Raw genomic sequence first — 22,007 nt, forward strand, 5'->3', positions numbered from 1 at the left:
GTCGCGTTGCATAAGGAAGGGCGACCCTTCGACAAGCTCAGGGTGATCGGATAGGTAATTATGACGCAAACAGTTTTCACTTTCGGCGGTAATGCGCTGCATACGAATGCGCGCCAGAGGGACAAGACCGTCACCGGCGGCAAGGGCGCGAATCTGGCCGAGATGGCCAGCATCGGCCTGCCGGTGCCTCCGGGTTTTACCATCACGACCGAAGAATGCGTCAGCTACCTCCAGCATGGCGCGGACTTTTCCGACGGGCTGAAGGCCGCGGTTGCGGAAGCGCTCCAACATATCGAAGCCACGGTGGGCAAGGGATTTGGCGACGCCTCCGATCCTCTGCTTGTCTCGGTCCGTTCCGGCGCGCGTGTGTCCATGCCGGGCATGATGGATACTGTGCTGAACCTCGGCCTCAATGACGAGACGGTTGAGGGGCTGGCCAATGCCTCGGGCGATGCCCGCTTTGCCTGGGATAGCTACCGCCGATTCATCCAGATGTATTCCGATGTGGTGCTCGGCCTCGATCACGGGCTGTTCGAGGAAGCGCTCGAAATCGCGAAGGAAGACAAGGGCTACTACGCCGATACCGAGATGGAGCGCGAAGACTGGCAGGCGCTGGTCAGCCAGTATAAGGGAATCGTCGATGACGAGCTGGGTCGCCCGTTCCCGCAAGACGTTACCGAACAGCTTTGGGGTGCAATCCGGGCCGTGTTCGATAGCTGGGATTCGGATCGGGCCAAGGTCTATCGGCGGCTCAACGATATTCCGTCCGACTGGGGCACGGCGGTCAACGTCCAGGCCATGGTGTTCGGCAATATGGGCGATACCAGCGCTACCGGCGTTGCCTTCACCCGCGATCCGGCGACGGGCGAGAAAGCCTATTACGGCGAATATCTGATCAACGCGCAGGGTGAGGACGTGGTGGCGGGCATCCGCACGCCGCAATATCTCACCAAGGCTGCGCGCGAAGCCGCCAACGCCAAGCAGCCGAGCATGGAAGAGGCGATGCCCGATGCCTATGCCCAGCTCGCCCATGTCTTCGAACTGCTCGAGAAGCATTACAAGGACATGCAGGACATCGAATTCACCGTGCAGCAGGGCACGCTGTGGATGCTGCAGACGCGCAGCGGCAAGCGTACCGCCAAGGCGGCGCTCAAGATGGCGGTCGATATGGTCGGCGAAGGGCTGATCGACGAGGAAACTGCGATTGCGCGGGTCGATCCCATGGCGCTCGACCAGTTGCTCCACCCCACGCTTGATCCCGATGCGCCGCGCGATATTCTGACCAGCGGCCTGCCTGCATCGCCGGGCGCTGCGAGCGGCAAGATCGTGCTCGATGCCGATACGGCCGAGCAATGGGCCCAGCGCGGAGAGAAGGTGATCCTGGTCCGGGTCGAGACCTCGCCAGAGGATATTCACGGCATGCATGCGGCGCAGGGTATCCTGACTGCGCGCGGCGGGATGACGAGCCATGCGGCAGTGGTCGCGCGCGGCATGGGTCGGCCTTGCGTCTCTGGCGCATCGGCCGTCTCCATCGACCGCAAGGCGAAGACACTTCGGATCGGAAACCGAGAGCTGAAAGAGGGCGATACGCTGACGCTCGATGGCGCCAATGGGCAGGTGATGGCGGGTGAAGTCCCGACCATCGAGCCTGAACTGGCGGGCGATTTCGGCACGTTGATGGAATGGGCGGACAAGCATCGGCGGATGCGCGTGCGCACCAATGCTGAAACGCCGGAGGATTGCCGCATGGCGCGCCAGTTCGGCGCGGAAGGCATCGGGCTGTGCCGTACCGAGCATATGTTCTTCGACGCAGGACGGATCAGCGCGGTGCGCCAGATGATCCTGGCGGAGGACGAGAAGGGCCGCCGCGCGGCGCTGGAAAAGCTACTGCCCGAACAGCGCAAGGATTTCCGCGAGATTTTCGAAGTGATGGCAGGGCTGCCTTGCACCATCCGCCTGCTCGATCCGCCGCTGCACGAGTTTCTTCCGCATGCTGATGCCGAGTTCGAGGAGCTTGCCAATGCGACCGGCTATGGCGTCGATCACCTCAAACGCCGGGCGGACGAGCTGCACGAGTTCAACCCCATGCTGGGCCATCGCGGCTGCCGGTTGGGCATCACCTATCCCGAGATTTACGAGATGCAGGCGCGCGCCATCTTCGAGGCAGCTTGCGAAGTGGCGAAGGATTCTGGCGAGGCACCCGTGCCGGAAATCATGATCCCGCTGGTTGCTACCAAACGCGAGCTGGAACTGCTCAAGGCGCTGGTCGACAAGGTGGCGGTGCAAGTGTTCGGGGAAACCGGCTGCACTCTCGAATATCTGGTCGGCACCATGATCGAATTGCCGCGCGCCGCGCTGATGGCGGGCGAAATTGCCGAAGAGGGCGCGTTCTTCTCATTTGGCACCAATGATCTGACTCAGACCACGCTGGGCGTGAGCCGCGACGATTCGGCGCGTTTCCTCAATGTCTATGTCGACCGGGGCATTTTTGCCCGCGATCCCTTCGTCAGTCTCGATGTCGACGGCGTTGGCCAGCTGGTCGAGCTGGCGGCGGAGCGGGGCAGGGCAACCCGGCCCGATATCAAGCTGGGCATTTGCGGCGAGCATGGCGGGGACCCGGCGTCGATCGCTTTCTGCGAAGGGGTCGGGCTCGATTACGTCAGCGCTTCGCCCTACCGCGTGCCGATCGCGCGGCTGGCTGCGGCGCAGGCTGCATTGAACTAGTCAGCGCCAGCCCGTCAGGGTCAGGATTTCGAAGGTCTCGTTTACGCGGCCCTCGCTGTCTTTTAGCGCATCGAAAGCGTCGCGGGCGCGGGCGAGGCCCGCCTTGCCAAGCGGGGGTGGCGGATCGGCCAATACGTTGGTGAGCCCTTGTTCGCGCAAATCGGCGACGAGGCGGTCCAGGCTGCGATAGGACACATTGAGGCTTTGCGAATCGACTACCTGGCGTGCAAATCCGGCGCGTTCGAGCAGCGCGGTTGCGGCGCGATTGTCGACCTGCGGATGGATACGCGCGGCGGGTCGTTCGGCATCGGCGGCGAGCATCAACTGGCGCAGCATCGGCAGGCTTCCGGCACCAACCATCTGCCCGATGAAAAGCCCCCCTTCGTTCAGTGCCATGCGTGTATGAAGCAAGGCCCCCGGCAAGTCGTTGACCGTATCGAGCCTGGCAAGGCTGACAATGAGGTCGAACGGTGCATCGACGATCGGTTTTTCCTCGTCATACTGCGCAATCAGGGAAACTTCGGCGCCTCGGTCGCTCAAGACGCTGCCGAGCGCGGAGGATGCGGGGCCCGCAAGCAAGGCGCGAGCAGGTTCGAAGCGCATGAATTCGAGCCGTTCGATGCAATCCTGCTCCATCTCCTCGAACAGCCAGCGCGCCGGTGATTTTCCGCGGGCGAGCGTGAGCGAACGGGCCAGCCTGTTGGCACGCCTCGGGACAGAAAAAATGCGTGGAACCCTTTGTTCGTTCATCGCGCGCACCCCTGCCGCGCTTGCAACCGGAGTGCAAGATGTGCAGCAATGGCGAGATGACGATCGGGTCGCACATTGCCCAGGGCCTCACGCCTCTGATCGACCTGATCTATCCCCCGCGTTGCCCGATTTGCGGTGAAAGCGTGGCGCAACAGGGTGGGCTTTGCAGTAGCTGCTGGAGCGAGCTCGTGCTTCCATCCGAACCGGCCTGTGCAAGTTGCGGGCGACCCTTCGGCAGCGATGTCATCAGCCAGGGCAGCCAATGCGCGCCGTGCCTCGCCAATCCGCCGCGCCATGCCGGGATTTCCGCTGCCACGCTCTACAACGATCCGTCGCGCAGACTGGTGCTGGCCTTCAAGCATGGAGGAAAGCTTGGGCTTGCGCCGATGCTCGCCCGGCTGATCGCGGCGCGGCTGCCAGAGCGCGATGAAGGCGATCCGCCACCATTGCTGGTGCCTGTCCCGCTGCATCGCTGGCGCTTGTGGAAGCGCGGTTTCAACCAGGCGGCGCTGCTGGCGCGCGAACTGGAGAAAGCGGGCAAGGGTGAACTGGCTGTCGATCTGTTGATCCGGCGCAAGCCTACGCCTTCGCTGGGCGGGTTGGGCCGTAAGGCCCGCGAACGTGCTCTTAAGGGGGCATTGGCGATCAATCCGCGCCGAACCGGCTTGATTGCAAACCGTGATGTGACCCTGGTGGATGACGTGCTGACGAGCGGTGCAACCAGCGATGCCAGCGTCGCGTTGCTGCTCAAGGCTGGTGCTCGCTCTGTCCGAATCGCCTGTTTTGCACGGGTGCTGGAGGAAGCGCTCAACGCGCCAAGAACCGCGCCAGCTCTAGATACCGAAACGCCCGAGGTTCTTGGAACCTCGGGCGCCACGTGACGAATATACTCGAATCCGCTCTTGGAGAGCTCAGGTGACCACCCCCTATTTGGCCACCAGGATTCAATCCCTCATCGTTCTACCAGGAGAGCCGACACCCTGCGGGCGGCTCTGTCCCGATTACCCCTGAACCTGGCGCTCTGATGGCACCGTTGTCCGGTACGCAAGCCTTCTGGCCTGCGAACGGGTGTTTCTCATCCGAAGCCAGATCGTTAAAGTGCCATCTGCATCCGTGTTAGATTTTGATCCGTATCTGTGGTTATCGTGCAACAAACTATCGCAGCCCTGCGCCCGTTCATCGAAGCTTGTTACATAGCCAACTGACGACTTTGTCAGAGTTTATACCGAAGAAGAGGAATTAGCCCGCATGTCATCCCACGATCCCGAGAGAGAAACGGGAACCGCGTTCATGCCCAAATTCGACGATCGCGGCCTGCTGACCGCAGTAGTTACTGACGCAGGTTCGGGTGAGGTGTTGATGGTCGCCTTCATGAACGAGGAAGCGCTCGCCATGACTCGGGAGACCGGGTTGGCGCATTTCTGGTCTCGCTCGCGCCAGTCGCTGTGGCAGAAAGGCGAAACCTCCGGCAATGTCCTGAAGGTGGAACGGATCCTGGTCGATTGCGACCAGGATGCGCTGGTTGTGCAAGCGATACCGGCGGGACCTGCCTGCCACACGGGTGCGCGATCATGCTTCTACCGCCACCTGGAGGGTGACGCTCTCGTAAAGGGAAGGGGTTGACGCTAACGTAAGGTTTCGCTAATTCTGCTGCATGGCTACAGCACCAGCAAACCGACCGAATAGCGAAGATCAGCGCAAGCATGAGGGCGCCCATCTCGACCGCCCCGACAAACACGAGCGTGAGCAATATTCGATCTCCGACCTGACTTCGGAGTTTGACTGCACTGCCCGCGCGCTGCGCTTTTACGAGGACGAAGGGCTGATCTCGCCCGCACGCGTCGGCCTGACGCGCGTCTATTCCAAGCGTGACCGGGCCAGGCTGGCCTGGATCATGCGCGCCAAGAATGTCGGTTTCAGCCTCAATGAAATCCGCGAGATGATCGATCTCTACGATCTCGACGACGGCCGTGTCGAGCAGCGCCGAGTGACCATAGAAAAGTGCAAGGCTCACGTCGCCAAGCTGAAACGCCAGCGTGCCGATATCGATTCGTCGATCAAGGAGCTGAGCGAATTTATCAGGCTGGTCGAACAAATAGACCTCGGCTGAATAGGGCAATAGCCCAGCCTGCCGAGGCCAGAGAGAAACACCCCCCAAGAGGACAAGCAATGCCCATCTACACAGCCCCTACGCGCGATACACGTTTCATCGTCAATGAACTGCTCGACCTGGCGAGCTACGGCAATCTGCCAGGTTTTGAATCCGCTACGCCGGACATGATCGACACGGTCATCAATGAAGCGGGCAAGTTCTGCGCCGAAGTTCTGGCGCCGCTGAACAAGGTTGGCGACGAACAGGGCTGTACTCGCCATGACGATGGCTCGGTCACGACGCCTGACGGCTTCAAGGAAGCTTTCGCGCAATATCAGGAATCGGGTTGGGGCACGATCTCGCAGCCGGAAATTTATGGCGGGCAGGGCATGCCGCATGTGCTGGGCTTCGTTGTCGAGGAATTCATGGCGACCAGCAACCAGGCCTTCGCCATGTATCCGGGCCTGACCACTGGCGCGGTCTCCGCTCTGACTGTCGCCGGGACGCAGGAGCAGAAGGACACCTACCTGCCCAAGATGATTTCTGGCGAATGGCTTGGCACCATGAACCTTACGGAGCCGCATTGCGGCACCGATCTAGGCATGATCCGCACCAAGGCGGAGCCGCAGGGAGACGGTTCCTATGCCATTACCGGCACCAAGATTTTCATCTCGGCGGGCGAGCACGATCTGACCGAGAACATCATCCACCTCGTGCTGGCGAAGACGCCGGGCGCACCCGACAGCTCGAAGGGTATCTCCCTTTTTGTAGTGCCGAAGGTGCTGGTCAACGAAGACGGTTCGCTGGGTGAGCGCAATGGCGTGTCATGCGGCTCGATCGAAGAGAAGATGGGCATTCACGGTAATGCCACCTGCGTGCTCAATTATGACGGCGCGAAAGGCTGGATGGTTGGCGAAGAAAACAAAGGCCTGGCCGCCATGTTCGTGATGATGAATGCCGCGCGCCTTGGTGTCGGCATCCAGGGCCTGGCGCAGGCGGAGGTCGCTTACCAGAACGCTGTTGCCTATGCGCTCGATCGCCGTCAGGGCAGGGCGCTGACCGGTCCCGCGGATCCCGAAGCGCGGGCCGATCCGATCTTCGTCCACCCCGATGTGCGCCGGATGCTGATGGATGCGAAGGCATTCACCGAAGGTCAGCGTGCACTGTGCCTGTGGGGAGCGCTACTGGTCGATCTATCGCACAAAGCGCAGACCGAGGAAGAACGCGCGGAAGCCGATGCACTGCTCGGCCTGCTGACTCCGGTTATCAAGGGCTATGGCACCGACAAGGGCTATGACGTTGCGACCAATATGCAACAGGTCTTCGGCGGGCATGGTTACATCGAGGAATGGGGCATGAGCCAGTTCGTGCGCGATGCCCGCATCACCATGATCTATGAAGGCACCAATGGCGTGCAGGCGATGGATTTGTGCGGTCGCAAGCTACCCAGCAAGGGCGGCGCGGCGATCCAGGCCTTCTTCAAGCTGGCGGGCGAGGAAATCGCCGCGGCCAAGGGTGACGATGTGCTTGGCCCGCTGGCTGAAAAGCTCGAAAAAGCGCTGGGCCAGCATCAGGCTGCGACCATGTGGTTCATGCAGAATGCGATGCAGAACCCCAACAATCTGGGCGCGGGCGCTCATAACTACATGCACATCATGGGCATCGTGACGCTCGGCCTGATGTGGCTGCGCATGGCCAAGGTGGCACAGGAGAAGCTCGCTGGCGATCCCGAGGACAAGGGTTTCTATGAGGCCAAGATCGCGACGGCGCGCTATTACATGGATCGCTACTTGCCCGATGCCGGTGCGCTGCGCCGCAAGCTCGAAACAGGTTCGGAGAGCATGATGGCTCTGGGTGAAGAGGCTTTCGCCACCGCCGCGTAGTTCGGGCTGCGGGGTGCATCGTACCCGGCAGGATGCTATCTGATCTCAGGGGTTTTCGTCACCTTTGGGAGGCATCGTGTCCGCGCGCATTGTCCAGATATATCTGCCTGAAAGCGAAATTGCGCGGCTGGAGGACATCCTGCCGCGCCACTCGCGGCGCTATTGGCGCGAGGCGGTGCCGGGAGGGCAGGAGAAATACTGCTGTATCGTCCAGCAGCGCTATACCGAGCGATTGCTTGATGAGCTTGAGGATGCCTTTGCATCGGTTCCGACCTTTACGGCATTCGTCGAACAGCTCGAGGCGGTGCTCCCGCTGATCGAGGAAACGCCCGCGACCGAATTGCCGCTGCCGGAGGACCTTTCGCCGCCGAGCGCCATCGAGCGCTTCTTCAGCCGGGATCGCCTGAGCACTGACGAGCTCTATGATGATATCGAAGAGAGCCTTCACATCCGGCCCAGCTACCTGCTAACCGTCACGCTTTCGTCGATCATTGCCGGTCTGGGCATGGTCAGCGGGCAAACCGCCGTGGTAATCGGTGCGATGATCATCGCACCGCTGCTGGGGCCGACTATGGGTGTGGCGCTGGCCGCAACGGTGGGCAATCGCAAGCTGGGCCAGCAGGCGGCAATCACGCTATTCATCGGCTGTGTGTTCTCCGTCCTCGCCGGGCTGGCACTAGGCTATCTTACGACCGTCGACCCGCTGGTTCCGGAGCTGAAGAACAGAACCGTGGTGCAGTTGGCGGATGTGGCGCTGGCTTTGGCGTGCGGTGCGGCGGGAGTGCTGGCTTTCAGCCGCGGCTCCTCGCTTTCGCTGGTCGGGGTCATGATCGCAGTCGCGCTGGTCCCTCCGCTTTCCGCAAGCGGAATCTATCTGGGAGCGGGGTATCCCGATGCGAGCGCTAACGCCATGTTCCTGTTCGCGGTCAATCTGGTCTGCGTGAATGTCGCGGGGATTGCGATGTTCCTGATCCAGGGTCTTCCGCCCAAAAGCTGGCGACTGACTGGCGGCATTTTGGCGATCTGGGCATTCCTGCTGGTCCTGCTGATGTCGATGATGGCCGGTCGGATATTCCTCGGCTTCGGGTCGTGGGATGCAATTCTCGACCGCCTCAGTGTCGGCGGCTGAATTATCCCAGAACTTCGTCGAACAAGCCCAGCATAGCAGCCCAGCTCTGGCGGTCGGCGCTGGCATCATATCCAAGCGCGTCGATCCCGTGGCTGTTCGCTTCGGGATCGGTGAAACCGTGCTTCACCCCCGAATAGACATGCAGGTGCCAGTTGGCCCCTGCGCGGTCCATTTCTTCCTGGAAGCCGCGCACTTGTTCGCGCGGGACAAGCGGATCGGAATCGCCATGGCAGACGAGAATGCGCGGATGGATCGTGTCGCCCTCTGTGGCCGGTCGGTCGCTCGATAGAATGCCGTGGAAGCTTGCGACTGCTCGAAGATCCGCACCCATGCGCGCAGCCTCGAGCACCGCCTGCCCGCCCATGCAGTATCCGATGGCTGCCATGGGCAGTCCCCGGGCTTCGGGCTGTGCCTTCAATGCCTCTATCGCTGCCCCAATCCGTCCACGGTAGGTATCGACATTGTCGCGCAGTTCGGTGCCTAGTCGGTGCGCAGTTTCGCGATCCGGCACGTCCTCGCCATAGAAGTCGGCCATGAAGGCGAGGAATCCTTCGCTCGCCAGCATGGGCATCCGCCGCAGCACATTGGGTGCCGGGTTCATGATGGTCGGGAACACCACAATCGCGGCACGAGGCGCACCATCGGGGCGCGCCAGATACCCGCTCAGCGCGGTATCCCCGTCACGATATGCAACCTGCTCCAGGTTCATTCGGTGGGCAGGAAGTCCGGCACGGAGAGATAGCGCTCGCCGGTATCGTAGTTGAAGCCCAGCACGCGCGAACCCGGTGCGAGATCAGGCAGCTTCTTGGCGATGGCCGCCAGCGTGGCGCCCGACGAAATGCCGACCAGCATGCCTTCCTCACTCGCGGCGCGGCGGGCCATTTCCTTCGCATCCTCAGGTTCGACCTGGATTGCGCCGTCGATCGCCTGAGTATGGAGGTTGGCAGGGATGAAGCCCGCGCCAATGCCCTGGATCGGGTGCGGAGCGGGCTGGCCGCCGCTGATGACGGGCGAAAGACTGGGTTCGACGGCATAGGCCTTCATGTCGGCCCAGCTACGCTTCAGTTCCTCAGCGCAGCCGGTCAGGTGGCCGCCTGTGCCAACCCCGGTGATGAGCACATCGACAGGGCTGTCTGCAAAGTCGGTGAGGATTTCCTTCGCCGTCGTGCGCGCGTGGACCTTCCAGTTCGATTCATTGTCAAACTGGCTCGGCATCCATGAATTGTCGGTCTGCTCGATCAACTCGGTCGCGCGTTCGATCGCGCCCTTCATGCCCTTTTCCTTGGGCGTCAGATCGAATGTGGCGCCATAGGCCAGCATCAGCCGCCGCCGTTCGAGCGACATCGATTCGGGCATGACCAGCACCAGTCTGTAGCCCTTGACCGCCGCGACCATGGCGAGGCCGATACCGGTGTTGCCGCTGGTGGGTTCGATAATCGTGCCGCCCGGCTTGAGCGCGCCCGACGCTTCGGCATCTTCGATCATGGCGAGGCCGATGCGGTCCTTGATCGATCCGCCGGGGTTGCTCCGCTCAGACTTCACCCAGACTTCGTGATCGGGAAACAGTCGTGAAAGGCGGATATGCGGCGTGCCGCCGATTGTCTCGAGGATATTGTCGGCTTTCATCAGGTCCTCTCCTCTTCGGAATACTGGGTCTCAAATGTCTTTACACGGCGCAGCTCAGGGAAGATCCACGCCCAGATTGCGGTTACCACTATGGCACCAGCGCCGCCGAACACAACTGCTCCGGTTGCACCGAGCAGCGCAGCGGCGAGGCCGGATTGCATCTCGCCCAGCTCATTCGAGGCGGAAATCGCCAGCCCCGAAATGGCTGAAACCCGGCCTCGCTTGTCGTCAGGCGTTTTCAACTGAACCAGCGAATTGCGGATGAAGACCGAGATCATGTCAGCCGCCCCGATCAGCGCCAGCAAAGCAAGGCTGAGCATGAAATTGCGCGACAGCGCGAAGCCGATGGTAGCTGCGCCGAAGATGACGACGGCCCATAGCATCTTGGGTCCAACCTGTGTTTCGATCGGTCGGAAGGACAGCAGCAGCGCCATCGACGTAGCACCGACTGCTGGCGCGCCGCGCATCAGCCCCAATCCCTCAGGCCCGACCATCAAGATGTCGCGCGCAAAGACCGGCAGCATCGCCGTCGCTCCGCCCAGCAGGACCGCAAACAGGTCAAGCGTGACGCAGCCAAGCAGGAAGCGGTTGGTCCAGACAAACACGCCTCCATCCATGATCTGCCGCAAGGGATGAGCATTGCGGCTATCCTGGCTGGCCTTGATGGGCCGGATGCTTAGGGTCAGTAGACCGGACAAGATCAGCATCCCCGCCGAGACGAAATGCGGCAGTGACGGGCTGATCGAGAACAACATGCCCCCTGTCGCGGGCCCCGCCATCGCAGCCACCTGCCATGCGGTGGAAGACAGGGCGATCGCCCGTGGCAAGAGTCTTGGCGGGACGATATTGGGTGCGATCGAGTTGAGCGCCGGGCCGTTGAACACGCGCGCCGTACCGTGCAGCACCGCCAGCGTGAACAGCAGCGGCAGGTTGAGCGCATCTTCCAGTGTCAGCAGTGCCAGCGCCAGCGCGATGATGCCGTCAATCGAGTTGGCGAAGAGAACGACTTTGCGCCTGTCGAACCTGTCCGCTGCCAGTCCCGCAACGGGCGTCAGAAGGAACAGCGGAATGAATTGCGCCAGGCCGAGAAGCCCGAGTTGCAACGCGGCCTCTGGCCTGTCCATGCCATAGTCGCTGCGGGCAACGTCATAGGTTTGATATCCGATAAGCACCACCAGCGAGAGGGTGGAGAATGACGCCAGAAAGCGAGCTGCGATGAAGCGCCTGAAATCGGGAATGGAAAGTGGGGTCGCCGGTTCGCTCACCCATGTGCAATGGCAGGCCGCAAAGGACCTGCCAAGGCATCAAAATCTACTGAGTTTGGAAGGGCCCGTTTAGGGGGTGCTGATCAGGCCCGGTACAGGCCTTGCCTGTCAACGCGGGCGGCGCAGGCGCGGGTTGGGCTGCAGCGTATCGATCATCGCCATGAAGTCGTCCACGCGGATGATGCGCTCGAACTGGAAGCCGGCACGTGTGTCGCGCGTCCAGATGACATAGGCTTCGATGCGGCCGACAACCGGGAGCCGGATGATCACGCGGTCGCCGCGCTTCAGCGTGGCGGCGTCGTCGACCATGAATCCATGCGCCGAGATGTTGGAGACATGCAATTCCATATCCCCATGCGCGTAATGTTCCACGATCACCGGGAAATCGACCGGGTGCCGCGCGGCGCGGCGCAGGTCAGTTACACTCAAATTGGCTCCGGCTGACACGGCTGTCGACCTCCGAAAGGTTGTTCTGATGCCGCACTTAATGGCGCATAAAGGCTGACATTTAGTAAAGCCCGATTGTCCGGAAATGGGACAATTCCGCCCCTTCCAGCAAACTATCGCGGAATTTCAATCCGCCCGCTGCAAGTGCCGTGCGGCGCAATCAGCGCGTGATCAGGCCGTGTTTCTTCTTGCCGAGGCTCAGCTTTAAGGTTTCGCCCGGTGCAGGCAGCACCAGCAGGCCCGGATCGGAAACCACGGTTTCCTCCAGCTTGACCGCGCCCTCCGCGATCTTGCGCTTGGCCTCGCCATTGGAAGCGGTGAAACCGATCTCGGTCAGCGCGGCACCGATGCGCATGCCTTCATCGCCCACGGCCAGCGTCGGCAGGTCTTCTCCAGCACCACTACCGGCAAAGGTTTCGCGCGCGGTCGCTTCGGCGGCCCTGGCGGCTTCTTCGCCGCGAACCATGGCAGTCACCTCGTTGGCGAGCAGCACTTTCGCGTCGTTGATCTCCGCGCCCTCGAGCGCTTCGAGCCGCGCTACCTCGTCCAGCGGAACATCGGTGAACAGGCGCAGGAACTTGCCTACGTCGCGGTCGTCCGTGTTGCGCCAGTACTGCCAGAAGTCATAGGCCGGAAGCTGTTCTTCATTGAGCCAGATCGCGCCCGAGACGGACTTGCCCATCTTCTGCCCATCGGCGCGAGTGACTAGCGGCCCGGTGACGCCATAGACTTCCTTGCCGTCGATCCGGCGTGTCAGCTCGATCCCGTTGACGATATTGCCCCACTGGTCGCTGCCGCCCAGCTGCAGCTTGCAGCCATGGTCGCGCGACAGCTTGAGGAAGTCATAGGCCTGCAGGATCATGTAGTTGAATTCGAGGAAGGTCAGCGGCTGCTCACGGTCGAGCCGCAGCTTGACCGAATCGAAAGTCAGCATCCGGTTGATGGTGAAGTGCTTGCCGACATCGCGCAGCAGCTCGATATAGCCGAGTTGACTCAACCAATCGTCATTGTTGATCAGCAGCGCGCCCGTCTCGCTCTCATCGAAGCGCAGGATCTTCTCGAAGCTGCTCCTGATTGAAGCGATATTGCTGGCAAGCTTCTCGTCGGTCAGCATCTGGCGCGTCTCGTCCTTGCCCGATGGATCACCGACCTTGGCCGTGCCGCCGCCCATGATCACGATCGGGCGATGGCCCGCCTGCTGCACGCGGCGCAGCAGCATGATCGAAGCGAGGTTGCCGATATGAAGCGAAGGCGCGGTTGGATCGAAACCGACATAGGCCGTCACCACTTCCTTTGCCGCAAGCGCATCGAGCGCTTCGACATCGGTGATCTGATGGATATGGCCGCGCTCTTCGAGCAGGCGCAATAGGTCGGATTTGTATTCGGACATGGCACTCACTTGCGTTTGGATCGCGCGGTTAGCATGGGGAGGGGACAATGCAAGCATATCGCCTGATTCCGCATCCTGCGCACCCCAGCGAATCGGTCACCGCGATCGAGGCGCGGATCGGCGATGACGATCCGAATTGGCTGCTGTTGCGCTGGCGGGTGGAAGATGCGGGCGCGCTAATCCTGCCTGCGATAGGCTCCAAGAGCCGGGCAGACGGGCTGTGGCAGACAACCTGCTTCGAGCTGTTCCTGCGCCCGGACGGCGGCGAGGAGTATCACGAGTGGAACCTTTCACCCTCGCGCCAGTGGAATGCCTATCGTTTCACCGGCTATCGCGAAGGGATGGAGGGGCTGAGTGTCGCCCGCGCACCTGATTGCATGATGCGGCCCGGATCGAAATTCGCCATATTCGATGCGGCAATCCCGCGCGCGGCGCTCCCCATGGGGCCATGCGTGGTGGGGCTGAGCGCGGTGATTGAGGAGCAGGGCGGGGCAAAGAGCTATTGGGCGCTGGCGCATCCCCAGGGCAAGCCCGATTTCCACGACTCCGCTTGCTTTGCTGCCACGCTTGATCCACGCAACACCGCATGAAATTCGGTATCGATCGCCTGCTGGCAGAGCCTGAACTGCGCAAACCGCTCGAGGGCAAGCGCGTAGCGCTGATCGCGCATCCCGCCTCGGTCACGCTCGACCTGACGCATAGCCTGGATGCCCTGATCGCTGCGGGGGTGAACGTCACCAGCGCCTTTGGCCCGCAGCACGGGCTGAAGGGCGACAAGCAGGACAATATGGTCGAAACGGCGGACGAGGCGGATCCGCATTACGGCATCCCCGTATTCAGTCTCTACGGTGAAGTGCGCCGCCCCACGCCTGCAATGATGGACAGCGCGGATGTGTTCCTGTTCGACCTGCAGGACCTCGGTTGTCGCATCTACACCTTCGTCACCACGCTGCTCTACCTGCTGGAAGAGGCGGCGAAGACTGGCAAGAGCGTGTGGGTTCTCGACCGGCCCAATCCGGCGGGTCGCCCGGTGGAAGGCACACTGCTGCTGCCTGGGCAGGAAAGCTTCGTCGGCGCAGCGCCAATGCCGATGCGTCACGGGCTGACTATGGGCGAGATGGGGCACTGGTTCATCCGCCACTTCGGGCTTGATGTCGATTACCGCGTGGTGGACATGCATTACTGGCTGCCTGAGGCGGAGCCCGGTTTCGGCTGGCCCGAAACACGCATCTGGATCAATCCCAGCCCCAATGCCGCCAACCTCAACATGGCGCGCGCCTATGCCGGTACGGTGATGCTGGAAGGAACGACGCTAAGCGAGGGCAGGGGCACGACCCGCCCGCTGGAGGTGCTGTTTGGCGCGCCCGATGTCGATGCCAAGGCAGTGCTGGCTGAGATGCACCGGCTCGCACCCGATTGGCTGGCGGGCTGCGCCTTGCGCGAATGCTGGTTCGAACCGACCTTCCACAAACACTCAGGAATGCTTTGCAACGCATTGATGATCCATGCAGAAGGCGGGTTCTATTCACACGAGGCATTCCGGCCCTGGCGCTTGCAGGCGCTCACCTTCAAGGCGATCCGGCGGCTCTATCCAGACTATCCAATCTGGCGTGACTTCCCATATGAATACGAGCTCGAACGGCTCGCGATTGACGTGATCAATGGCGGACCTGCCTTGCGCGAATGGGTTGACGATGCGGCGGCTGAGCCGGGAGATCTCGATGCTCTGGCCGCCCGCGATGAAGCGCAATGGCGCGAAGAAATCAGCGACCTGCTGATCTATTAGAGCCCTGCCGCCAGCGCCGCGTCACCATACAGCACTGACGTCATCGAAAGCGCGCCATCGAGCGTGTCGTTGAACAGCGTCACATCGTCATCGGCCCGGCGCGCACCGAGTGAATAGAGCAGAGGAACATAGTGCTCGCCGCTGTTGATCGCCGCTGAGGCCGCCCGGTCATCACTGGCAAAGCGGGTGAGCGCATCATCCCGCCGGTCAATCAGCGCCTGGTTCGTCCTTGCGCGGAAATCCAATGCCCAGTCGGGCTGTGTACCTATCGTCTGACGATAGAGCGCCAGATTGTGGATCACATTGCCGCTGCCGACGATCAACACGCCCTCATCGCGCAGTGGCGCAAGCGCCTCGCCCAGTTGGCGGTGCCCTTCGGTATCAAGCGCCATGTCGACGCTCATGGCGACAGCCGGAATATCCGCATCGGGGAACATCGGCAGCAGCACACCCCATACGCCGTGATCGAACCCATGCGCATCGTCGAGCACCGCGCGCTCGCCCAGCAGTTCCGCTGCGCGTCGCGCGAGTTCGGGCGATCCCGGAGCCGGATAGGTGATGTCATAGAGTTCCTGCGGGAATCCGCGAAAGTCATGGATCGTGTGCGGATTGGCACCACTCGTCAGGCGCGTTTCGCCACGGGTTTCCCAATGCGCCGTGATCGCCAGAATAGCTTTAGGACGCGGCAGGCGCTGGCCGAGGCGTTCCATCCCCGTGCGCTCGGCGTTTTCGGTGATCATGGTCATGGGCGAACCATGGCCGACGAATAGGGCGGGGAGCGTGGTCATGCCCACCACATGGTGCCGCTAGCATCCGCAACAAGAAGGCACATCGGTGTGCCTAGGCCACGGGACTCGCTCTGGTTCAAAACACCTCGACGTAGCGCTTGTTTTCGGCGTCCCAGGCGAAGTGGTGGCCCGGTTCGCTGTCGATCAGGTCAATCCAGCTATCGTCCACGTTCAGGACTGCGCCAAGAGCGATATATCGCGGCGCGTCGCCATTCGCTGCATCTTCGTCGATCGCTTCCTGCGTGCCCCTGATCCGCCAGCCGCTGTCGGGATAGGCGTCGCCCTCCTGCGTCATGTCGGGCTCTTCTCGGTAAAGATAATCGATGTGGCTGCGGCCTTCGACGACGCAGGCATCGACGAAGCAACGGTCCCAATATTCGCGGCGTGGCGGGGTTTCCGGTCGCGGATTGTCCTTATGGAACGCGGTGGAGATGACATGGGTAAGCGGCACGGCAACCGGCATGCCCGCCTCTATCAGCGGCATGTCCGCTGGATCGCTATCGAGCGCGCCATAAACCACGCCGTCTTCGATCCGTTCGATCAGCACCCACATGCGCTCTGTATCGTACTTGGTTTCGCCTTCGGTCTGGCGGAAGATCGCCTTGATTCCGTCGCCGGGTTTCAACGCTGCCAGCTCGTCGGGATGGGGCATATCGAAGGTGTAGGGTGCCCGGGCCGCGATCGGCCGCGGATCGTTCAGCGCAATTCCGGGCGGAAGGCCGGCTTCGCTCAATGCCCCTGCTTCCGGCTCAATTCGCGCATCGCGTCATCCAGCCCTTCGAGTGTCAACGGATACATCCGATCCTCGACAAGCTGCTTCATGATCTTGGTCGATTGCGAATAGCCCCACTGCTTTTCAGGCACGGGGTTGAGCCAAACGGTCGCAGGATAGGTGTTGGCCATGCGCTGCATCCAGATCGCGCCGGCTTCCTCGTTCATATGCTCGACGCTGCCGCCCGGATGGGTGATTTCATAGGGACTCATCGCCGCATCGCCGACGAAGATCACCTTGTAGTCATGCCCGTATTTGTGGAGGATGTCCCAGGTCTTGGTCCGTTCCTGCCAGCGGCGGCGATTGTCCTTCCAAACGCCTTCGTAGAGGCAGTTGTGGAAGTAGAAGAACTCGAGGTTCTTGAACTCGGTCGTGGCCGCGCTGAACAGTTCCTCGCACAGTTTGATGAAGGGATCCATCGACCCTCCGACATCGAGGAACAGCAGCAGTTTCACTGCGTTGTGCCGCTCCGGGCGCATGTGGATGTCGAGCCAGCCCTGCTTGGCGGTGCCGTCGATCGTTGCGTCGAGGTCAAGTTCGTCGGCGGCGCCTTCGCGCGCGAACCGGCGCAGGCGGCGCAGTGCCATCTTGATGTTGCGCGTGCCCAGTTCCTTGGTGTTGTCGAGATTCTTGAACTCGCGCTTTTCCCACACCTTGATCGCGCGCTTGTGCTTGCTTTCGCCGCCGATTCGCACGCCTTCGGGGTTGTAGCCCGAATTGCCAAAAGGCGAAGTGCCGCCGGTGCCGACCCACTTGCTGCCGCCCTGGTGGCGCTCATGCTGCTCCTCAAGCCGCTTCTTGAGCGTTTCCATGATCTCGTCCCAGTCGCCCAGGCTCTTGATCTGCTCCATCTCCTCGGGGCTGAGGAACTTCTCGGCCACGGCCTTGAGCCAATCTTCGGGGATATCGACCGGATTTTGCCCGTAATCGGTCAGGATTCCCTTGAAGACCTTCTGGAACACCTGGTCGAAGCGGTCGAGCAGCCCTTCGTCTTTCACAAAGGTCGCGCGGCTGAGGTAATAGAACGCTTCGGGCGATTGCTCGATCACGTTCCTGTCGAGCGCCTCAAGCAGTGTGAGGTGCTCCTTGAAGCTCGCGGGAATGCCCGCTTCGCGTAGCTCGTCGACGAAATTGAAGAACATGCACAGGCTTTAGCGTGGTGGTTCTTCCAACGCCAGCGGCTCGTCGCAATTCCCGCCGGGCTTAAGCATTCGATAACCATGGTCGGTTACCGCATCACACATCAAATAGGGATCGCATCGAATGAAGCCGATTGAGATAGACAGGGACAGCGCCACGGCGATCGACCAGATCCCGGCCAGTTGCGGCCAGGTGGCGATCGGATGCACCGATGTCGCAGGTATTGTCGACGCTGTTATCGCATCCTCGAGCAAGCTGCGTGAAGAACACGATGCCTTGCGCGGCACGGTTGCGGAGCTGGAAGCCGACCAGGGCAGGGTTTCGGAAGCCAGCGATGAAGCCCGCCTGCTTTCCGAACGAGCGATAGAGCGCCTGGGCGAAGGCACCGCGCTGATCGAATCCTCGCTCAGCAAGATCAATTCGGTGCTGGTACTGGTCGAATCGCTCTCGCAGCATGTCACCAGCTTTGCCGCAGCGATGGAACAGGTACGCCGCTGCTCGAAGGATATCGAGGAGATCGCGGACACCACCAACATCCTCGCTCTCAACGCGACGATCGAAGCGATGCGTGCAGGCGACGCCGGGCGCACCTTTGCGGTGGTCGCAGGCGAAGTGAAGAGCCTGGCCAACGATACGCGCAAGGCAACTGACGAGATTTCCGCGACTGTCGACGCGCTGGGCGCTGAGGCGCAACAGGTGATCGAACGGGTTGAAGCCGGATCGCAGGCAAGCGCAGAAGCGAAACAGTCGGTAAGCCAGATAGAGCAGACCATCAGCAATGTCGGCGAGCTGGTCGAGGAAGTCGATCGCCAGAACGATCAGATTGCTCGCTCGACCAGCACGATCAGCGGCCATGTCGGCCGGGTGCAGAACGTGCTCGACAATTTCGACAAGGCGGCGGTCGAAAACGAATCCAAGCTCAAGACCGCGCACACGCGGATGAACGACCTGGAGCTTACCGCGAGCGAGATGTTCGACAGCATCGTGAAGGCCGGGCTTTCACCGCAGGACAGCGAAATGGTCGAAAGGGCGCAGAGCTTTGCCGCGCAGATCATTGGCCGCGCCGAAGAGGCGGTAAAGGATGGCAAGCTCTCGATGAACCAGCTGTTCGACCAGAATTATCGCGAGGTCGATGGCACCAATCCCAAGCTCTACCGCACGTCTTTGAGCGACTGGGCCGATGCAAACTGGCGTCCGCTCAACGATATGGTGGTCGCGCAAGGCGGTGCGATCATGATGTGCTCTCAGGCGGACATGAATGGCTTCCTGCCGACGCATATTACCGACCGCTCGCGCAAGCCGACCGGCGAACTCGCGCACGACACGACCTATTGCCGGAACGGACGCATCATGCTCGAAGGCGTCGATGTCGCCGCAAAGAAGAGCACGGACGCCTACATGATGGCGGTCTATCGCCAGGAAGGCGACGGCAAGAACTATGTCATCGTCCGCAACGTCTATGTCCCGCTGGTGATCAACGGGCAGCGTTGGGGCGATTTCGAGCTAGCCTACTCGTTCGGCTGAGCGCTTATCCGAAGCGAAGCTCCTCGCGGCCGACTATTGCGGGGGTGCCTTTGGGAAGTGCGGTAGTTTGGGGTCGAAAGTAGCCCATGGCGGCGCGCTTTCAGTCCAGATAACCGCTTGCGGAGCGATGAGGTCTTTCTCGTCGAGCATACCCATCCGTACTCCGGTATATTCCGGGCGCCCCGATCCGCGTGTGAAGACATGCGTTCCGCATTGGGGACAGAACGCCCGCCAGGTCGTGTTCCCGCTGTCTGCGACTTTTTCGAACCAGGTGAGCTCCCCAGTATGGGTGATGCTGTCGGCCGGAAAGAAGGCATTGGTCGTACCGTTTCCGCCGCCGAACTTCTGGCAATCGGTGCACCAGCATGTCCTCGACCCGATTGGGTCGGAGTCTATCGCCAGGGTAATATGCCCGCACAGGCATTTGCCGGTATGGGTCATTTCAAACTCCGGTCAGGTTTGCCGACGCGCCATGAATGCGAGGCGTTCGAACAGCATCACATCCTGCTCGTTCTTGAGTAGCGCGCCGTGCAGTGGCGGGATGGCGCTGTTGGGATTGCTGTCCTGCAACACTTCCAGCGGCATATCCTCGTTCAGCAGAAGCTTGAGCCAGTCGAGCAACTCGCTGGTCGAAGGCTTCTTCTTCAGGCCCGGCACATCGCGCAGCTCATAGAAGATATCCATCGCCTTTTTCACCAGCACCTTCTGGATATTGGGGAAGTGCACGTCGATGATATCGGCCATCGTCTCGCGGTCGGGAAACTTGATGTAGTGGAAGAAGCAGCGGCGCAGGAATGCGTCGGGCAACTCCTTCTCGTTATTCGAGGTGATAACCACGATCGGGCGTTCCTTCGCTTCGATCCGCTCATGCGTCTCGTAAACGTCGAAGCTCATGCGATCGAGTTCCTGCAACAGGTCGTTGGGGAATTCGATGTCGGCCTTGTCGATCTCGTCGATCAGCAGCACGGGTAGCTCGGGCGAAGTGAAGGCTTCCCACAGCTTGCCCTTCTTGATGTAGTTGGAAATGTCGTGAACGCGCTCGTCGCCAAGCTGCCCGTCGCGCAGGCGCGCAACGGCGTCATATTCATAGAGGCCCTGCTGCGCCTTGGTGGTGCTCTTGACGTTCCATTCGATCAGAGGGGCGCCGATCGCCTTGGCAATTTCGTGGGCCAGCACCGTCTTGCCGGTGCCTGGCTCGCCCTTGACCAGCAGCGGACGGCGCAGCGTAACCGCAGCGTTGACGGCAACCTTCAGGTCTTCGGTGGCGATATAGGAACTGGTGCCCTCGAAGCGCTGGGGGGACTGGTCGTTCATCGGTTTCCTCTTGCAACTTGACGCTGGCGTTAAGCGCGCGCGCCTTATGTGGCAAGGGTGACGCTACGGAAGGTCCTGCGCTCAATCCTCCTTCAGGATGCGCTTCTTGAGGTGGTGAATGCCGAGTCCGGTAACCAGCATGATGACAGGGACCGCCAGCGCAAGGATCGCCGAAGTCGGGGGCAGGGGCACCGCGTGTTCGATGCCGTGAAGCAGATAGGACAGCAGGCCGACGCCGTAATAGGTCAGCGCGATGATGGAGAGCCCTTCGACCAATTGCTGCAGGCGCAATTGCAGGTCTGCGCGCCGTTCCATCGATTCGAGCAATTGCGCGTTCTGGTTCTCGATCCGCGTCTCGATCCGTGCGCGTAGCAAGGCGGTGAGGTCGGCCGCGCGCTCGGTCAGCCGCCCCAGCCGGTCGCGGTGCGCGGCGCAGGTCCGCAATGCCGGGCGAAAGCGCCTGCGGGCGAAATCGCCGAGCGAATGGAAGCCGGGGATTGCCTGGGGCTGCAAGTCCTCGAGCCGCTCGCTGACAAGCTCGCCATAGGCCCGCGTTGCATCAAGCCGGTAGCCGACTTCGTTCGAGAGATTCGCCAGTTCCAGGGAAAGGGCGGATACGCGCTCAAGCAATTCGTCGTCACGGACCGACGGATCGGACACGTCTGCGGCAAAGGTACCAAGGCGAGCTTCAACCTCGTCCAGCTCGCTCCACTGGCCGCGCACGACCGGCAGGCCAAGCAACGCCATGTTCCGGTAGTTACCCAGTTCCTGCAGTTGCTGGACCGTGCGCGACAGAGTGATGGGATCGGCTCCGCTGGCAGCAACTAGAACCCGTCCGAATGCCTGGTCATGCAGGCGGAAATCGGTCCAGAAGCGCAGGCTTCCGGCAATATGCGATGAGACCAGCTCACCGCGGCTGAAGGGCAGCGAGGGCAGCAGCGCTTCTGCCTCGGCTTCATCCGAAACGAGTGTGATATGCGTGGCGCGAACCACCTCACCCGGCAGTTCGGCAATCCATTGACGGGCTTGCACGATCTGCTCATCAGAATGGTTGCGGGCGGCGAAAAGCGTAATGCTCGATCCTTCGGTGTGCCGTTCCCAGGCGAAGGGGAGGCCGCTCTCGAGCACGCCGGAGACATGGCGCGTACCGGCTGTCACTGTGCCCTTGTCCGCGCCCAGCGCCGCCTCGATCTGGGCCAGCTCCTGTTCCCGGTCCTGAGTCGCCACCACCCGCATGATCTGGAACACGCCGCCCGGCGCGCTGATTCCGGGCCAGCGCCGCAGGTGCATTTCCTCGATCAACTGCCTTCGATGCGGGTGTTCGCGCATATTCGTGCCCCTATCGTCGCCTGGTCGCCGCGTGGTGTTCGCTTCGGT

The 22,007-nt window shown here is 61.6% G+C and carries 21 protein-coding genes; 9 read left to right on the plus strand and 12 right to left on the minus strand.

Features of this window, described 5'->3' with window-relative positions:
• Positions 1-60 precede the first annotated feature (60 nt).
• On the plus strand, positions 61-2,724 hold the full coding sequence (gene ppdK / locus ACQY6C_RS11715) for a pyruvate, phosphate dikinase (protein ID WP_427968928.1): 2,664 nt from the start codon (positions 61-63) through the stop codon (positions 2,722-2,724).
• On the opposite strand, the gene ACQY6C_RS11720 is transcribed toward ppdK, so the two are convergent.
• Entirely contained in the window at positions 2,725-3,474 is a 750-nt protein-coding gene (locus ACQY6C_RS11720) for a methyltransferase domain-containing protein (RefSeq protein WP_427968930.1), read from the minus strand.
• A gap of 56 nt (positions 3,475-3,530) precedes the next feature.
• On the opposite strand from ACQY6C_RS11720, the gene ACQY6C_RS11725 reads away from it, so the two are divergent.
• The 5 genes from ACQY6C_RS11725 to ACQY6C_RS11745 all read left to right on the plus strand — a co-directional run bounded on the left by ACQY6C_RS11725 (position 3,531) and on the right by ACQY6C_RS11745 (position 8,578).
• Entirely contained in the window at positions 3,531-4,355 is an 825-nt protein-coding gene (locus ACQY6C_RS11725; protein ID WP_427968932.1) for a double zinc ribbon domain-containing protein, read from the plus strand.
• Positions 4,356-4,722: 367 nt separating this feature from the next.
• Positions 4,723-5,097 (plus strand): phosphoribosyl-AMP cyclohydrolase, encoded by a 375-nt coding sequence (gene hisI / locus ACQY6C_RS11730; protein WP_427968933.1) that lies wholly within the window; start codon positions 4,723-4,725, stop codon positions 5,095-5,097.
• Positions 5,098-5,128: 31 nt separating this feature from the next.
• On the plus strand, positions 5,129-5,584 hold the full coding sequence (locus tag ACQY6C_RS11735) for a MerR family transcriptional regulator (RefSeq protein ID WP_427968935.1): 456 nt from the start codon (positions 5,129-5,131) through the stop codon (positions 5,582-5,584).
• Positions 5,585-5,643: 59 nt separating this feature from the next.
• Positions 5,644-7,449 carry an acyl-CoA dehydrogenase C-terminal domain-containing protein gene (locus ACQY6C_RS11740; RefSeq protein WP_427968937.1) on the plus strand — a complete coding sequence of 602 codons (1,806 nt, stop codon included), beginning with the start codon at positions 5,644-5,646 and terminating at the stop codon, positions 7,447-7,449.
• 76 nt (positions 7,450-7,525) lie between these two features.
• On the plus strand, positions 7,526-8,578 hold the full coding sequence (locus ACQY6C_RS11745; RefSeq protein WP_427968939.1) for a TIGR00341 family protein: 1,053 nt from the start codon (positions 7,526-7,528) through the stop codon (positions 8,576-8,578).
• A gap of 1 nt (position 8,579) precedes the next feature.
• Here the strand turns inward: ACQY6C_RS11745 and ACQY6C_RS11750 are convergent, their stop codons facing one another.
• The 5 genes from ACQY6C_RS11750 to tyrS all read right to left on the minus strand — a co-directional run bounded on the left by ACQY6C_RS11750 (position 8,580) and on the right by tyrS (position 13,306).
• Positions 8,580-9,287, minus strand: a complete 708-nt coding sequence (locus ACQY6C_RS11750) for a dienelactone hydrolase family protein (RefSeq protein WP_427968941.1) — start codon at positions 9,285-9,287, stop codon at positions 8,580-8,582.
• A complete protein-coding gene (gene cysK / locus ACQY6C_RS11755; protein ID WP_427968943.1) occupies positions 9,284-10,204 on the minus strand; it encodes a cysteine synthase A in 921 nt (306 codons plus the stop codon). Before cysK ends, ACQY6C_RS11750 begins: the two co-directional genes overlap by 4 nt.
• Entirely contained in the window at positions 10,204-11,469 is a 1,266-nt protein-coding gene (locus tag ACQY6C_RS11760) for an MFS transporter (protein ID WP_427968945.1), read from the minus strand. The genes cysK and ACQY6C_RS11760 overlap by 1 nt, the downstream gene beginning before the upstream one ends.
• Before the next feature lie 108 nt (positions 11,470-11,577).
• Positions 11,578-11,916 carry a PilZ domain-containing protein gene (locus ACQY6C_RS11765; protein WP_427968947.1) on the minus strand — a complete coding sequence of 113 codons (339 nt, stop codon included), beginning with the start codon at positions 11,914-11,916 and terminating at the stop codon, positions 11,578-11,580.
• A 160-nt stretch (positions 11,917-12,076) separates the two neighbouring features.
• Positions 12,077-13,306 (minus strand): tyrosine--tRNA ligase, encoded by a 1,230-nt coding sequence (gene tyrS / locus ACQY6C_RS11770; protein ID WP_427968949.1) that lies wholly within the window; start codon positions 13,304-13,306, stop codon positions 12,077-12,079.
• 47 nt (positions 13,307-13,353) lie between these two features.
• Here tyrS and ACQY6C_RS11775 point away from each other — a divergent pair, with 47 nt between their 5' ends.
• Both ACQY6C_RS11775 and ACQY6C_RS11780 read left to right on the plus strand, forming a co-directional pair.
• Positions 13,354-13,896 carry a DOMON-like domain-containing protein gene (locus ACQY6C_RS11775; protein ID WP_427968951.1) on the plus strand — a complete coding sequence of 181 codons (543 nt, stop codon included), beginning with the start codon at positions 13,354-13,356 and terminating at the stop codon, positions 13,894-13,896.
• The gene (locus ACQY6C_RS11780; protein WP_427968953.1) at positions 13,893-15,092 is read left to right on the plus strand and encodes an exo-beta-N-acetylmuramidase NamZ family protein; all 1,200 of its coding nucleotides are present in this window, start codon (positions 13,893-13,895) and stop codon (positions 15,090-15,092) included. The genes ACQY6C_RS11775 and ACQY6C_RS11780 overlap by 4 nt, the downstream gene beginning before the upstream one ends.
• Here ACQY6C_RS11780 and ygiD read toward each other — a convergent pair.
• The 3 genes from ygiD to ACQY6C_RS11795 form a co-directional block, all read right to left on the minus strand.
• Positions 15,089-15,880 carry a 4,5-DOPA dioxygenase extradiol gene (gene ygiD / locus ACQY6C_RS11785; RefSeq protein ID WP_427968955.1) on the minus strand — a complete coding sequence of 264 codons (792 nt, stop codon included), beginning with the start codon at positions 15,878-15,880 and terminating at the stop codon, positions 15,089-15,091. The two genes, ACQY6C_RS11780 and ygiD, sit on opposite strands and share 4 nt — an antisense overlap.
• Positions 15,881-15,956: 76 nt before the next feature.
• A complete protein-coding gene (locus ACQY6C_RS11790) occupies positions 15,957-16,613 on the minus strand; it encodes an immunity protein Imm33 domain-containing protein (RefSeq protein ID WP_427968957.1) in 657 nt (218 codons plus the stop codon).
• Positions 16,610-17,794 carry a vWA domain-containing protein gene (locus tag ACQY6C_RS11795; RefSeq protein ID WP_427968959.1) on the minus strand — a complete coding sequence of 395 codons (1,185 nt, stop codon included), beginning with the start codon at positions 17,792-17,794 and terminating at the stop codon, positions 16,610-16,612. The genes ACQY6C_RS11790 and ACQY6C_RS11795 overlap by 4 nt, the downstream gene beginning before the upstream one ends.
• 121 nt (positions 17,795-17,915) lie before the next feature.
• Here ACQY6C_RS11795 and ACQY6C_RS11800 point away from each other — a divergent pair, with 121 nt between their 5' ends.
• On the plus strand, positions 17,916-19,316 hold the full coding sequence (locus ACQY6C_RS11800; RefSeq protein ID WP_427968961.1) for a methyl-accepting chemotaxis protein: 1,401 nt from the start codon (positions 17,916-17,918) through the stop codon (positions 19,314-19,316).
• Positions 19,317-19,349: 33 nt separating this feature from the next.
• Here the strand turns inward: ACQY6C_RS11800 and ACQY6C_RS11805 are convergent, their stop codons facing one another.
• The 3 genes from ACQY6C_RS11805 to ACQY6C_RS11815 all read right to left on the minus strand — a co-directional run bounded on the left by ACQY6C_RS11805 (position 19,350) and on the right by ACQY6C_RS11815 (position 21,959).
• Positions 19,350-19,757: a GFA family protein gene (locus tag ACQY6C_RS11805; protein ID WP_427968963.1), complete on the minus strand. Its 408-nt coding sequence runs from the start codon at positions 19,755-19,757 to the stop codon at positions 19,350-19,352.
• Between the two features lie 12 nt (positions 19,758-19,769).
• On the minus strand, positions 19,770-20,630 hold the full coding sequence (locus tag ACQY6C_RS11810; RefSeq protein ID WP_427968965.1) for an AAA family ATPase: 861 nt from the start codon (positions 20,628-20,630) through the stop codon (positions 19,770-19,772).
• An 81-nt stretch (positions 20,631-20,711) separates the two neighbouring features.
• A complete protein-coding gene (locus tag ACQY6C_RS11815) occupies positions 20,712-21,959 on the minus strand; it encodes a DUF3422 family protein (RefSeq protein ID WP_427968967.1) in 1,248 nt (415 codons plus the stop codon).
• Positions 21,960-22,007: the final 48 nt, after the last annotated feature.

Origin of the sequence: Altererythrobacter sp. (assembly GCF_050299635.1) — a bacterium.
In the GTDB taxonomy this organism is placed as follows: Bacteria; Pseudomonadota; Alphaproteobacteria; order Sphingomonadales; family Sphingomonadaceae; genus Erythrobacter.